19 protein-coding genes are annotated in these 10,776 nt (G+C 31.0%); 2 read left to right on the top strand and 17 right to left on the bottom strand.

The features are described from left to right. Window positions 1–371: 371 nt before the first annotated feature. The 12 genes from BKH44_RS09005 to BKH44_RS08355 all read right to left on the bottom strand — a co-directional run bounded on the left by BKH44_RS09005 (window position 372) and on the right by BKH44_RS08355 (window position 7,043). Window positions 372–494, bottom strand: a complete 123-nt coding sequence (locus BKH44_RS09005; RefSeq protein ID WP_257842634.1) for a hypothetical protein — start codon at window positions 492–494, stop codon at window positions 372–374. Between the two features lie 267 nt (window positions 495–761). Next, on the bottom strand, window positions 762–1,001 hold the full coding sequence (locus BKH44_RS08400) for a transcriptional regulator (protein WP_095272345.1): 240 nt from the start codon (window positions 999–1,001) through the stop codon (window positions 762–764). A 414-nt stretch (window positions 1,002–1,415) separates the two neighbouring features. Further along, window positions 1,416–1,661 carry a transcriptional regulator gene (locus tag BKH44_RS08395; RefSeq protein ID WP_095271583.1) on the bottom strand — a complete coding sequence of 82 codons (246 nt, stop codon included), beginning with the start codon at window positions 1,659–1,661 and terminating at the stop codon, window positions 1,416–1,418. Between the two features lie 414 nt (window positions 1,662–2,075). Further along, window positions 2,076–2,306, bottom strand: coding sequence for a transcriptional regulator (locus BKH44_RS08390; protein ID WP_095272343.1), 231 nt, complete (start codon window positions 2,304–2,306; stop codon window positions 2,076–2,078). A gap of 388 nt (window positions 2,307–2,694) precedes the next feature. Beyond that, the gene (locus tag BKH44_RS08385; protein ID WP_095272340.1) at window positions 2,695–2,922 is read right to left on the bottom strand and encodes a helix-turn-helix transcriptional regulator; all 228 of its coding nucleotides are present in this window, start codon (window positions 2,920–2,922) and stop codon (window positions 2,695–2,697) included. A gap of 44 nt (window positions 2,923–2,966) precedes the next feature. After that, window positions 2,967–3,872: a hypothetical protein gene (locus BKH44_RS08380; RefSeq protein ID WP_143428335.1), complete on the bottom strand. Its 906-nt coding sequence runs from the start codon at window positions 3,870–3,872 to the stop codon at window positions 2,967–2,969. Window positions 3,873–3,898: 26 nt separating this feature from the next. After that, the gene (locus BKH44_RS08375; RefSeq protein WP_095272336.1) at window positions 3,899–4,867 is read right to left on the bottom strand and encodes a DNA methyltransferase; all 969 of its coding nucleotides are present in this window, start codon (window positions 4,865–4,867) and stop codon (window positions 3,899–3,901) included. 2 nt (window positions 4,868–4,869) lie between these two features. Further along, window positions 4,870–5,043: a hypothetical protein gene (locus tag BKH44_RS08895; RefSeq protein WP_180674161.1), complete on the bottom strand. Its 174-nt coding sequence runs from the start codon at window positions 5,041–5,043 to the stop codon at window positions 4,870–4,872. Continuing rightward, window positions 5,033–6,430, bottom strand: a complete 1,398-nt coding sequence (locus tag BKH44_RS08370; protein ID WP_095272333.1) for a helicase-related protein — start codon at window positions 6,428–6,430, stop codon at window positions 5,033–5,035. Before BKH44_RS08370 ends, BKH44_RS08895 begins: the two co-directional genes overlap by 11 nt. Window positions 6,431–6,441: 11 nt before the next feature. Further along, window positions 6,442–6,690 carry a hypothetical protein gene (locus BKH44_RS08365; protein ID WP_095272331.1) on the bottom strand — a complete coding sequence of 83 codons (249 nt, stop codon included), beginning with the start codon at window positions 6,688–6,690 and terminating at the stop codon, window positions 6,442–6,444. Then, window positions 6,674–6,853 (bottom strand): hypothetical protein, encoded by a 180-nt coding sequence (locus BKH44_RS08360; RefSeq protein WP_095272328.1) that lies wholly within the window; start codon window positions 6,851–6,853, stop codon window positions 6,674–6,676. The genes BKH44_RS08365 and BKH44_RS08360 overlap by 17 nt, the downstream gene beginning before the upstream one ends. Beyond that, the gene (locus tag BKH44_RS08355) at window positions 6,846–7,043 is read right to left on the bottom strand and encodes a hypothetical protein (protein ID WP_095272325.1); all 198 of its coding nucleotides are present in this window, start codon (window positions 7,041–7,043) and stop codon (window positions 6,846–6,848) included. Before BKH44_RS08355 ends, BKH44_RS08360 begins: the two co-directional genes overlap by 8 nt. Before the next feature lie 561 nt (window positions 7,044–7,604). On the opposite strand from BKH44_RS08355, the gene BKH44_RS09000 reads away from it, so the two are divergent. After that, window positions 7,605–7,733, top strand: coding sequence for a hypothetical protein (locus BKH44_RS09000; protein WP_257842633.1), 129 nt, complete (start codon window positions 7,605–7,607; stop codon window positions 7,731–7,733). A gap of 117 nt (window positions 7,734–7,850) precedes the next feature. Continuing rightward, the gene (locus BKH44_RS08350) at window positions 7,851–8,435 is read left to right on the top strand and encodes a S24 family peptidase (RefSeq protein WP_095272323.1); all 585 of its coding nucleotides are present in this window, start codon (window positions 7,851–7,853) and stop codon (window positions 8,433–8,435) included. Here the strand turns inward: BKH44_RS08350 and BKH44_RS08345 are convergent. From BKH44_RS08345 to BKH44_RS08735, 5 genes are all read right to left on the bottom strand, one after another. After that, window positions 8,422–9,171 carry a hypothetical protein gene (locus tag BKH44_RS08345; RefSeq protein WP_095272320.1) on the bottom strand — a complete coding sequence of 250 codons (750 nt, stop codon included), beginning with the start codon at window positions 9,169–9,171 and terminating at the stop codon, window positions 8,422–8,424. The two genes, BKH44_RS08350 and BKH44_RS08345, sit on opposite strands and share 14 nt — an antisense overlap. Further along, entirely contained in the window at window positions 9,164–9,607 is a 444-nt protein-coding gene (locus BKH44_RS08340; protein ID WP_095272317.1) for a type II toxin-antitoxin system antitoxin SocA domain-containing protein, read from the bottom strand. The genes BKH44_RS08345 and BKH44_RS08340 overlap by 8 nt, the downstream gene beginning before the upstream one ends. 95 nt (window positions 9,608–9,702) lie before the next feature. Further along, window positions 9,703–9,924, bottom strand: coding sequence for a hypothetical protein (locus BKH44_RS08335; protein ID WP_095272314.1), 222 nt, complete (start codon window positions 9,922–9,924; stop codon window positions 9,703–9,705). A 459-nt stretch (window positions 9,925–10,383) separates the two neighbouring features. Continuing rightward, a complete protein-coding gene (locus BKH44_RS08330; protein ID WP_095272312.1) occupies window positions 10,384–10,683 on the bottom strand; it encodes a helix-turn-helix transcriptional regulator in 300 nt (99 codons plus the stop codon). Further along, window positions 10,673–10,771, bottom strand: coding sequence for a type II toxin-antitoxin system RelE/ParE family toxin (locus tag BKH44_RS08735; RefSeq protein WP_257842635.1), 99 nt, complete (start codon window positions 10,769–10,771; stop codon window positions 10,673–10,675). Before BKH44_RS08735 ends, BKH44_RS08330 begins: the two co-directional genes overlap by 11 nt. Window positions 10,772–10,776: the final 5 nt, after the last annotated feature.

Genomic DNA, 10,776 nt, shown 5'->3' with positions numbered 1-10,776 from the left:
ATTTGATTTGATTGGATTATTTGATTTGAATATCTATTACCCCGTTATACCTACCAAAAAGCATCATTTAATATTTTTTTGCTTGAGATCCTATGTTATTAATTAAAGGGAGGGGTAAAAAATAAATGTTAGGTAGTATAGAGAATAGTTAAAAACCTATGGCGGAGAGAAAGGGATTCTATTATTAACTTATATAAACCCTTATTTTAGGACTTAAGATTTATTTCGTTCCCATTTTGTTACCACTAAAGCAAAAAAATGGTTCAAATATCGTATATGACGATGTTTAATAGGTGGGTTCGATTAATTGTTACGAACACACCCTGTTACAATGACCTAAAATACGATATTTAATTTTTAGTCCGTTCCCACTAAGTTTGATTTTTATCCTTCTCTAGTTTTTCTATGCGTTTTTCTAAAGTATTGATCCTAAAGATTGCTAAAAGCAATGCTATTGCTCCACATAATCCACCGATTGCACTAAATATTTCCATTTTTAACTCCTTATGGTATAATCATTAAACACAAGATAAAAAGCAAGACCTCCCCCTTTACTCTTAGAGGAGTTGTTTTACTAACACCAAAAGAGCGGTTAGAAGATTAATTAAGGCGATAATTAAGTCTAACTTTTTCATCTTGTGTTTCCTTCCATAAACATATTTCCTATGTTTATGTGAGAATTATAACATAATTATTATGTATTATCAATAATTTTATAATATATTTTATGTTTTTATATCATTATCAACTTATTAAATATGTTATTGCTTAGAAACTTCTCTTATAATATCTTCAAAAGATTTCCATTTTGATAATTTCTTTTTAAGCATTAAGGTTTCCAAGTAAAGTTCAATAGCCTTTTCCATTGATTTACTAACTTCACTTGTAGTAGCACTCTTGTTTATAGCACTTTCACTATACCCTATCGCTTCACCCAATTCCTTATAAGTCATTCCTAGCTCTTTGGCTGTTTTCTTGATAAGGTTTTGTTCATTGCTCATTTTTATCCTTTAATCCTTTGATTTTATTTTCAAGTTTATTCAAACGCCACTCATTTATTCCAACCCAGCCTGCCAATATGATGATTAACAAAAATTCTAAGTCCATTTTTTACCTCCTATGGTATAATAAGCTCACGATACAATGATAAGCTAAAATAACCCACTTAAGTGGGTCTCTTCCTAAAAGAAGAGTTTTATAATCGCTATCAAATAGAAAGCAATTTGTAAGATTAATGCTATGATTCTTAGCTTTTTCATTGTATCGCTCCTTTCTTTTTGGATTTAAAAACAATTCTAAATTGTTTTTATGCCATAATTATACAATAATTAATTGTTATTGTCAATACTTTTATAATTATTTTTAATTAATATTTCATATTTTATAATTTTAAGTTATGCAAAAGAGTTTTAAAATCACTCTTCTACAATATTTTTAAGGGCGTTTTTAAGAATTTCATAGTCTTGTAATTTTTTCTTCAGATTAAGGTTCTCAAGATACAAATCAATCGCTTTTTTTATTTGATTGCTAATTATTGCATTATCTTTGGAAGCCATATTGTTTAAACTATCACCACTATACCCTATCGCTTCACCTAATTCCTTATAAGTCATTCCTAGCTCTTTGGCTGTCTTTTTGATAAGGTTTTGTTCATTGCTCATTTGGATTCCTTCTCTAGTTTTTCTATGCGTTTGTTTAGACTTCTTATCTCCCACGCATTCCACAGAACTATTATCACTAAAACGATGTTGCTAATTTTGTCTAGCCATTCCATTTTTAACTCCTTATGGTATAATTTATTTCAACACAAGATGAATGCCTTTGTTTAAAAACAAAGGCAGGGATTACCCTGTCCAAATTTGAAAAATTTGGCTGATTGCTTGAATAATCAAAACAATCTCTAAAACTAATTTTGTAAGTTGTCTTAGTTTTTTCATCTTGTGTCTCCTTTCTTCTGGATTTAAAAGTTGTTATATTCAACTTTTATGCCATAATTATACTATTTTTATAAACTTTTGTCAAGTAAAAAGATGTAAATATCGATTATTTTATCAAAAAAGGTTGTGCAAATACACTTAAATGTTATTTAACATATCTTTGAAATTTTTAAGAGTTTCAATTTTTTTATGCAGCTCTTGATTTTCAACATATAAGCTAATTACTTTTTCTATTTGCTGGCTTACAGAGTTTGTAGAAACAACACTTTTAAGCGTTGCTTCACTATACCCTATCGCTTCACCTAATTCTTTATAAGTCATCCCTAACTCTTTGGCTGTCTTTTTGATAAGGTTTTGTTCATTGCTCATTTTTGTCCTTTTGTAGTTTTTCTATGCGTTTGTCAATCTTTTTTTCTAGCAAAAACACATATAAGGTCAATAAACTCACTGCTATGCCTAAAATCAAAGTTTCCATTTTTATCTCCTATGGTATAATATTTAAGAGTATCAATGCTAAATTTTTTTAGTAACCCCCTCCTCTCTCTTTTAGAAGAGAGATTGGATTTTGATAATCCAGTAAATCAACTGAATCATCAGGACTAAAATTCTGAGTAACTTTAGCATTTGATACTCCTTGTTTTGGATTTAAATTTCATTTCTGAAATTTATGAGTGTATTATATACTATTTTTGGAATATTGTCAAGTATTTTATTTTATTTTTGGGTTAAATTGTATAAATTACTTTCAAAAATGAAATTAAAGAGAGTTGATGATTTCTCTAGCATTTTTAATCGCTTGCAATTTCATTTTCAAAGCTTTATTTTCAAATAACAATTCAAAATATAATACTGCCATTTTTGGAATATCATCATTTGCCCATCGTGATATAGTGCTTTGTGGTATTTCAAGCTCTTCTGCTAACTCCTTTTGACTGATATTTAATTCTTGACAAACTCTTTTAATCAAATTCATTTCTTTTTCCATTTATTATGCTCCTTATAATAATTTTGTAATTATATAATCTTTGATTATTTCTTCTTATTTTTTATAGGCACTTTTGCCCACGCTTTAAAGCTAATCGCTCTTCTTAAATCTTTTAGCTTCCTTATTTGCTTGCTCAATACTTCCACTTCTAGCCCTACGATACTCCTAATACCCATTTTCATACTCATATCATTTAGCAAGTCAATCCCTCCGTTCAATCCATCAGATTCAATCCATTTAAAAAACCTCTCTCTAATCTGTAATGTAATCTCTAATCGCTTCCAGTCTACTAATTCAGGGTGTATGTTTTCTTTGTGATAAAGGGTTTGTTTTTTGTATTTGTCATAAAGTAGGATTCTTTTGAGTCCTTGTGTTGAAATCGTCTCATTGATATAGAGAGAATCCCCCTCATTCCTTATCCTAGCTCCTTTCATTGCATAATCCATCAATGTTGATGTTTGCCTGAGCAAATCTTTCAATCGACCCTGATAATCAAAATCGCAAGCCATATCTATGCTATGGACTTTGAAACGTTTCAAAAATGCTTTTAGTATCTTGAATAAATTAGAATCTATCTCTTTGCTAGGCTGGTGCAATCCTGCAAAGACGACTTCAACATAATGCTCATATCCTTTTTTATTGATTTTAGAATGATTATGACAAGCCATAGAATTATAAATGAGTAAGATTGTATTAGAGAGGCTTTTATTGCCTCTTTTAAGATTGATATAGTTTATACAAAAAGGGTGTTTTGGGTTTGAAGTTTTTTGAGATTTGAATTTTTGTGTTACATAATCGTGGATTTGTTGGTTTCTGGTTGTTTTGCGTATTTTCCTTGATAGCTGCATTTTTTTGATAAAAATACTTAGAGAATCCTTAGGTATTAGGAATCTAAAGGTATCTATTCCTATGCTATAAGGGTGATAATCATTAATTATTTTAGTTTCCAACACTTATCCCAACAAATCCAAATTCATCATTCTTGAAATAAATGATTGCTCAAATCAATGGCTTCTTTGATATTTTTCCTAGCTGTTTTATAATAGCTCTCTTTAAGCTCACTGCCTACAAAACCTCTATCTAACTTGATAGCACTCACCCCCTCACTACCTATACCCATAAAAGGACTATAGATGATTTCATTAGGATTACTCCAAAGCCCAATAGCCCTCTCAATCACATCAAGCTGTAATGGACACATATGACGTTCATCACTATCTTCTTTGGCAACTGATGTATTCAATACCCTTCCTTGCTCGATGTCAAACCACACAGGCGAAGCATATCTTTGCCATACATTGATGCTATATAGCCTCTCATAATCTTTTTCATCTCTAGTATTAAAAGGCTTGATAGCACTTGAACCAATATAATCATAAAATGCCTCTCTACTGACAGGTTCATTATTTGGCTCAATTGAGGGCTTTTTCAAAATCACTAAATAATCTGCCCTACCCTGACGGCTTGCAGTAGAATCTTTACAGACTTGTTTGTAAAGCAAGCCATTTGCTTTAGTGCGTTTCATTTCTATCACAGGGTCTTTCCATATAGTTATCCTAGAGTGATAGACAAAGCCTGCTTTGATATGTTCAGAAATGATACGACCAGGAAAATCCTTAAACCCAATCACTCCATCCTTGCCTTTCAATAACTGCATATCACAACAATGAATCGCTACAAGCCGATGAGGCTTCAAAACCCGATACATTTCTTTGATAAGGAAAGCATATTGTGCAAAAAACTCCTCATCATTTGCACAATTACCCATATCCATAATATTATCGCTATAGACAAACAAATCACTAAAAGGCGGGGAATAAATACTAAAATCTATGCTATTATCAGATAATGCTTTAGCCAACTCTACACAATCTTTATTGTATATAGCAACTTGTTTGTAATCATCAAAATATATATCTTTATGAAGTTCATCAAATCCTTCCATTTTTATCTCCTATGGCTATCTACAAAATCAACAAAAAGATATTTAAATCCTTTTTCATACGCCCTATCAAAGCTTAGTTTTTGATAAATTTTGCCCTGCCATACAAAAAAATATTTTGGGCTATAATCTGCACTCATGCCTTTGATAAGCTTATTTCTAATATTTTTAACTCGCATTTTCACTCCTTAAAAACGATGGGATAGGTATGATTTTTGGTTGTAAAAAATGAGTATTTATCTGTGTTTTTAGTCCACAGATAGATTGCGTCATTGATGATTTCATCTCTTGGTGTTGTTGCTTTTTCTTTTGTAAGGCTTCAAAAATAGAAGTTTCATTATCAGCTAATATGATATGCACATTCACAGGCTTCTTTTGCCCAAATCTCCACATCCTACGCACACTCTGGTAATAGCTCTCATATGAATAGTTCAATCCCAAAAAGACCATATTACAAGCATTTTGAAAGTTCATCCCCATCCCAGCAATAGAAGCTTTTGTGATGAGAATATCGATTTTATCCTCACTAAAATCATTTAAAATCCCAGCTTTAACATCAGGACTCATACTTCCTGTGAGTTCTATGATATTGAGATGAGGGAATTGATTTTTTAGCTTTTGATAAGTCTTATTTGATTCTAGGTTCGTATCTACCCATATGAGCAATGGCATTGTGCAATCATTCACAATCTCATTAAGCTTAGTGAGTCGCTTCTGCAAACTCATCTTTTTGTTCCTAGCTAGAGTCGTGGCATTTTGCTCAGAAAATACAAACAACGCCCCGTCTTTTAGGTATTGTAAATCATCAAATGCTATCTTGTGTAAGATTTCATTGAGTTTGGGTAAAACATGAGAAGAACCATCATAGCCCAAATCAGAAGGGCTACTCACACATTCCGCCCAGCTTGATACCCATTCCCAAAATCCATTGTGTGCGTGCTTTTTAAGCCTCCATTCACCTGTATTGAATGTATCATTGATAAAATACCTTGATAGCATCTCTAGTCTTGACATCACATTCAAAAACTCGCTATGATTGCCAAGCTCCATAAAGTCATTTGGACTAGGAGTTGCAGAACAAGCAAGTTTATAGGGTGTGTGTTTGAATTTATCTATCAAATTTTGCTTTGTCTTTCCCTCAAAAGATTTCAAAATAGAACTTTCATCTAGCACGACCCCTGCAAAAAGACTCACATCAAGCTTTTCTAACTGCTCATAATTAATGATATAAATCCCTTCTTTGAAATCTGTATTTTGTGTGATTTTTTCTAAAGGAATATCAAACTTTACTGCTTCTTTCATCATCTGAAACACGACAGCTAAAGGGGCTAATATCAAGACAGGTTGATGTGTATACAAACTGACTGCCTTAGCGAAGTTGAGCTGCATGATGGATTTGCCTAATCCTGTATCCACAAATAATGCATATTTTCCTTTCAAACAAGCCCGCTTCACGATGTCTTTTTGATAATCAAATAAATAAGGATTCAGCCATTCTTCTTTGAGTTCAAAACCACTCGCTATTGATTTTGGCTTTTTGTTTTGGATAAAATCTAAATAATCCATTTCTTCTCTCCTTATTTTGGGAACTTGAGGTCATTGCTAACCATCCATTCTGCAACATCATTTGCCATAAAAACTTTTTTGCCTCTTAGTTGAGTGTATTTAGGCAAATCCCTATCTTCATTACAAAGTTTATTTTGTAAGCCTTGTAATCCAATGCCTAATAATTCTGCAAAATTTTTAGCACTCAAAACCGCTCCATACTTCTGCACGATTACTTGAGATAAAGCGATGGTGAGTTGCCTTTCATAAGATAGATTCATCTTTTTGCTCCTTTAGTGCCTCTTGTAATGCTTTGATTTGCTTTTTTTGCTTATCGATTATGTGATAGACAATCTCTAAGCTCGCATTCATATCTTTTAGGCTCTCACTTTGGGACTTGATGATTCTTTTGAGTTCATAGATTGCTTGCATACTTTCACACATTTTTCACCTCAACGATATAGCCATTTTCTAAGAGTTTTTTAAAAGCTTTTCTATTCTTATCGCTCCTAAAAAAGACTGCATTCCTCTTCATAGTCTGGCTATAACTACTATAGCTAATGCCTAGCTCTTCGCACAATCTTCTAGCATTGCCAAAATCTAATTTCACTTTTTCTGTTTGTCTATACCTCATTTTTTCTCCTTCTCTAGTTTTTCTATGCGTTTTTCAAGACTGAATACATACACGCTTAACAAAGCGATAATAACGCCTAAAAGTAGATTTAACATTCTTTACTCCTTATATGGTATAATTCCTGCGATACGATGATTAAGCCTCCCCCTTTGGGGTTACCCGCTGAGCATTTTGTAAATGCTCAAAGCAAGATAAATGATTTCTAGGATTTTTAAAATTATCTTAAGCTTCTTCATCGTATCACTCCTTTCTTTTGGATTTAAAACCTATCTTTTGGTTTTATGACGATATTATATAGTATCTTTATTCCAAAAATATAGTATTTTTGGAATAAAGATATAGTATCTTTATCTAATTGTCAAGAGTTTTTATATAAATTTCTAAAAATTTCATCTTTTGTCCTTTTCTAGTTTTTCTATGCGTTTTTCTAAAATCCAGTTTTTGTAATAAGTGCAGATTAAAAACACAACTAAAGCGATATTCCCTATGGTATTTATCCATTCCATTTCTTTTCCTTTTTGGTATAATATGAAAGCACAAAATGTGAAAAGTAAAAAAACAATGCGGGGTTTACCCCGTCCACATCTTTATGATATGGTTAATGCTGGCGATTATCAAAGTGATTTTCCAAACAATGTTGATAATCTTTTCAAGCTTTTCCATTTTGTGCCTCCTTTCTTTTGGATTTAAAACCTATCTTTTGGTTTTATGACGATATTATATAGTAATTATTACTATATGTCAAGTAAAAAATACTAATTTTAAAAATGGAATTATTTTTGCTGGAATAAAATAAAAAGGGTTAAAATGAACGAGGAAGATAAAAATTTATTCCAAGAAGCTAAAAAAGCATTTAAAATTAATTCTTTAAAAGAACTAGCAATAAAAATGGGACGTGCTGAAACTAGTGCTATAAATTGGTATAAAACTGGCTTTCCTAAAAGTTTAAAACACGACTTATCAATTATCTTACAAAACTCTATAATCTCCAAAGAAGAAAATATCCATATCCCTTTATATGATGTTACGGCTTCTGCGGGTTTGGGTTTGATAAATGAAGAAAATATTATTGATAATATAGTATTTAATAAATCATTCCTAAAGACTTGCTATGGACTGACTTCTTTAACAGATTTATCCATTATCTATAGCAGAGGGGATTCGATGGCACCTACCATCGCCCCACTCTCATATCTATTGGTTCAAAAAGGTTCTGTAAAAGAAGGAGAAATATGTATCGCTAGGATAAATGATGAGCTTGTAGTCAAGAGGCTTCAAAAGTTTCCTAATCTCGTCCTTCTAAGTGATAATCCTAATTATCAACCCATCTCATTAGAAAAACTTGATTATGAAATCATTGGCTCTGTAGTAGGGACATTCAAGAAATTATAAAATATCTCAATCTCTCTATTAAGAGATAAAATCCTCCATTACATATCAATACAATGAGTATCAAAATATTAAATGAAACTATCCCAAAATGCTCTTTAAAGCTTCTTTGCCTTTTTTCCATACCAATATTCTTGATAAAATTAAAAAGAAAATAAAGAAGATTTGTGAATAAACAAGCAATAAATCCCATGACAAATATCAATCTATAAATACTGCTTTTATCAATGTTTGAAAATATGGAGGTTGAAAAAGTAAAAACACCTACAAACGCTAAAACAATTGAAGCAAATATTCCAAGTATCGTAATGTATTGATTTTTTTGATTTTTTAGGTCATTTTCAAGTTTTTTATTTATAGCTACTAAACTTTCCAAACTTTCTTTTTGTTTTTCTATGTCCTTGTAATATTGAACATGAATAAAATCAAGATTAATATGATCTTCTAATTTTTTGAGGTTTGTTAATAATTTTTTGTCTTCTTCTATTTTAATTTTATTCTTTTTATCTTGATTCTTGATTATATACGATACCATCCATCTTATATTTTGAGATAATCTTTCTATATCTTCATTATTCGTAGTATTCTTTAAAATATAAGTTGTTATCAACGAGTAAGGATGTCTATAATCATTTTTATATACATCCTTGGCTTCAATGATGACTTTTTGATAGTCTTCTTCTTCATTTAAATCTTTCGAAATATTTTTTAAAAACTCTTCAAATTTCTCATCATTCATTTTCTAATGCTTCTGCTTCTTCTTCAATGAGTTCAGAAGGTATGATATTTTTACTGCCCTCTTTGTATACTTTTATCCAAGCCCCTTGCGGGTTATGACTTCTTTTTACTAACTCCCAAGGTGGTAGCTCTGTAGACTCATCAATAATTTTATCAACAATCTCTTTTTCAGATTTATCCAAATCTAAATTGGAATCTTCTTCAGGGATACTGAGTGCATTACTACCAAATATCCTGTATTCATGATAAACATCTCTTATCACAGGACCCCATTGCCAAGCTTCAAAATCTTTGTCTGTAATGAGTTGCTTACCTGTTTTTTTCAAAAATCCAATATGGACAAAATAGATAATCTTTTGGAGCGGGAGATTGCTGATAGGTTTTTCTAATTCGATACATTTATTAATGATATATCTTGCTACCCTTAATGCTTCCATAAACACTCCTTTATTAAAATTTTAAATCATTTTATTATATCAAAAAATAATGAATTTAAAAGTTTTAAAAAGTATTTATAAGTATTTAAAAGTATTTATAAGCTCATTTTCTCTATCTCATAAACCTTCTTTTTGAGTTCATCATAACATTTTGCTTTTTGGTAATTCTCTAGCCAAGAAGCTACCCAAGTTGGAACAGGCTTATCCCTATCGTTCCAATTATTAACAGTATTATAAGAAATATCAGCAAGTTCTGAAAACTCTTTTTTGCTTATACCAATATGATTAAGCTTAATGGTAAGTTCACTTTTTTTCATTTTTTACCTTTTACATTTATTTAATATATAAATTATATCAAAAAATATCTTAAAGATGTAAAACCACTTGACAATAACAATTTTTAGATGTATAATTATGATGTTTTTATATTTAAAAGATGTAAAAACGGAAGGAGGACAAGATGAGAAAGCTAGTAGCAACAATACTAATTTTAAAGATTATCTATCTGATAATCAAAATCTTAAGTTCAATCACTTAAACTTAAGAAGCCCGCTTAAGCGGGTCTCATCATATGTCCAACTTTATTTTAGCACAAGGAGGTAAAAAATGGAAGCTTTAGGTTATATCTTAGAAATCGCACAAAGTCTGATTATCATCAGACTTGTTTGGCAAGTAGAAAAACTAAGCAAAAATGCCAAAAATAAGGATTGAAGGGTATCCCAATCCCTTCACCCAAACTCCACACGACTTATGCCATCTACTTGAGTCAATTTACTTTATCTATCCACAAAATCAATTTTTAGCTTTTTACCACAAGCTTGAGCGTATTTCATCAGTGTATTTAGGCTAGGAGGATTCGAAGAGCTTTCAAGTCTTGAAATATTGCTTACATAAGTATTGAGTGCTTTTGCTACATCTTCTTGAGTCAGCTTAGCATCATTCCTTGCTTGAAGCATTTTAGCTTTGATTTCAATAAGAGGTTCAAGAGCTTGATATTCTTTTAAAGCCTCTCCTTTTAAATACTTTGCTTTAAGTTCATTGATGTTGTAGGTTTGAAGATTTATTTTATTTTTCATTCAAAAGCTCCTTTTTTCTTTGTATGCAGATGTTTATATCTTTTAAAGGTGTTTTTTGAGATTTTTTAACAAAAGTATGCAAAATCACGATTG

It is taken from the genome of Helicobacter sp. 13S00477-4 (assembly GCF_002272785.1).
Lineage (GTDB): Bacteria > Campylobacterota > Campylobacteria > Campylobacterales > Helicobacteraceae > Helicobacter_J.
Note: the sequence above shows the minus strand (reverse complement) of the source record. Positions and strands in the feature narration are given on the sequence as shown.

Bases quoted from the DNA above. Each gene is read 5' to 3' on its own strand.
- BKH44_RS08335 (WP_095272314.1), bottom strand. From the start codon at position 9,924: ATGAAAAAAAGTGAACTTACCATTAAGCTTAATCATATTGGTATAAGC.
- BKH44_RS08390 (WP_095272343.1), bottom strand. From the start codon at position 2,306: ATGAGCAATGAACAAAACCTTATCAAAAAGACAGCCAAAGAGTTAGGG.
- BKH44_RS08395 (WP_095271583.1), bottom strand. From the start codon at position 1,661: ATGAGCAATGAACAAAACCTTATCAAAAAGACAGCCAAAGAGCTAGGA.
- BKH44_RS08345 (WP_095272320.1), bottom strand. From the start codon at position 9,171: ATGAATGATGAGAAATTTGAAGAGTTTTTAAAAAATATTTCGAAAGAT.
- BKH44_RS09000 (WP_257842633.1), top strand. From the start codon at position 7,605: ATGCGGGGTTTACCCCGTCCACATCTTTATGATATGGTTAATGCTGGC.
- BKH44_RS08365 (WP_095272331.1), bottom strand. From the start codon at position 6,690: ATGAATCTATCTTATGAAAGGCAACTCACCATCGCTTTATCTCAAGTA.
- BKH44_RS08370 (WP_095272333.1), bottom strand. From the start codon at position 6,430: ATGGATTATTTAGATTTTATCCAAAACAAAAAGCCAAAATCAATAGCG.
- BKH44_RS08895 (WP_180674161.1), bottom strand. From the start codon at position 5,043: ATGCGAGTTAAAAATATTAGAAATAAGCTTATCAAAGGCATGAGTGCA.
- BKH44_RS08400 (WP_095272345.1), bottom strand. From the start codon at position 1,001: ATGAGCAATGAACAAAACCTTATCAAGAAAACAGCCAAAGAGCTAGGA.
- BKH44_RS08360 (WP_095272328.1), bottom strand. From the start codon at position 6,853: ATGTGTGAAAGTATGCAAGCAATCTATGAACTCAAAAGAATCATCAAG.
- BKH44_RS08375 (WP_095272336.1), bottom strand. From the start codon at position 4,867: ATGGAAGGATTTGATGAACTTCATAAAGATATATATTTTGATGATTAC.
- BKH44_RS08385 (WP_095272340.1), bottom strand. From the start codon at position 2,922: ATGGAAAAAGAAATGAATTTGATTAAAAGAGTTTGTCAAGAATTAAAT.
- BKH44_RS09005 (WP_257842634.1), bottom strand. From the start codon at position 494: ATGGAAATATTTAGTGCAATCGGTGGATTATGTGGAGCAATAGCATTG.
- BKH44_RS08330 (WP_095272312.1), bottom strand. From the start codon at position 10,683: ATGAAAAATAAAATAAATCTTCAAACCTACAACATCAATGAACTTAAA.
- BKH44_RS08340 (WP_095272317.1), bottom strand. From the start codon at position 9,607: ATGGAAGCATTAAGGGTAGCAAGATATATCATTAATAAATGTATCGAA.
- BKH44_RS08350 (WP_095272323.1), top strand. From the start codon at position 7,851: ATGAACGAGGAAGATAAAAATTTATTCCAAGAAGCTAAAAAAGCATTT.
- BKH44_RS08355 (WP_095272325.1), bottom strand. From the start codon at position 7,043: ATGAGGTATAGACAAACAGAAAAAGTGAAATTAGATTTTGGCAATGCT.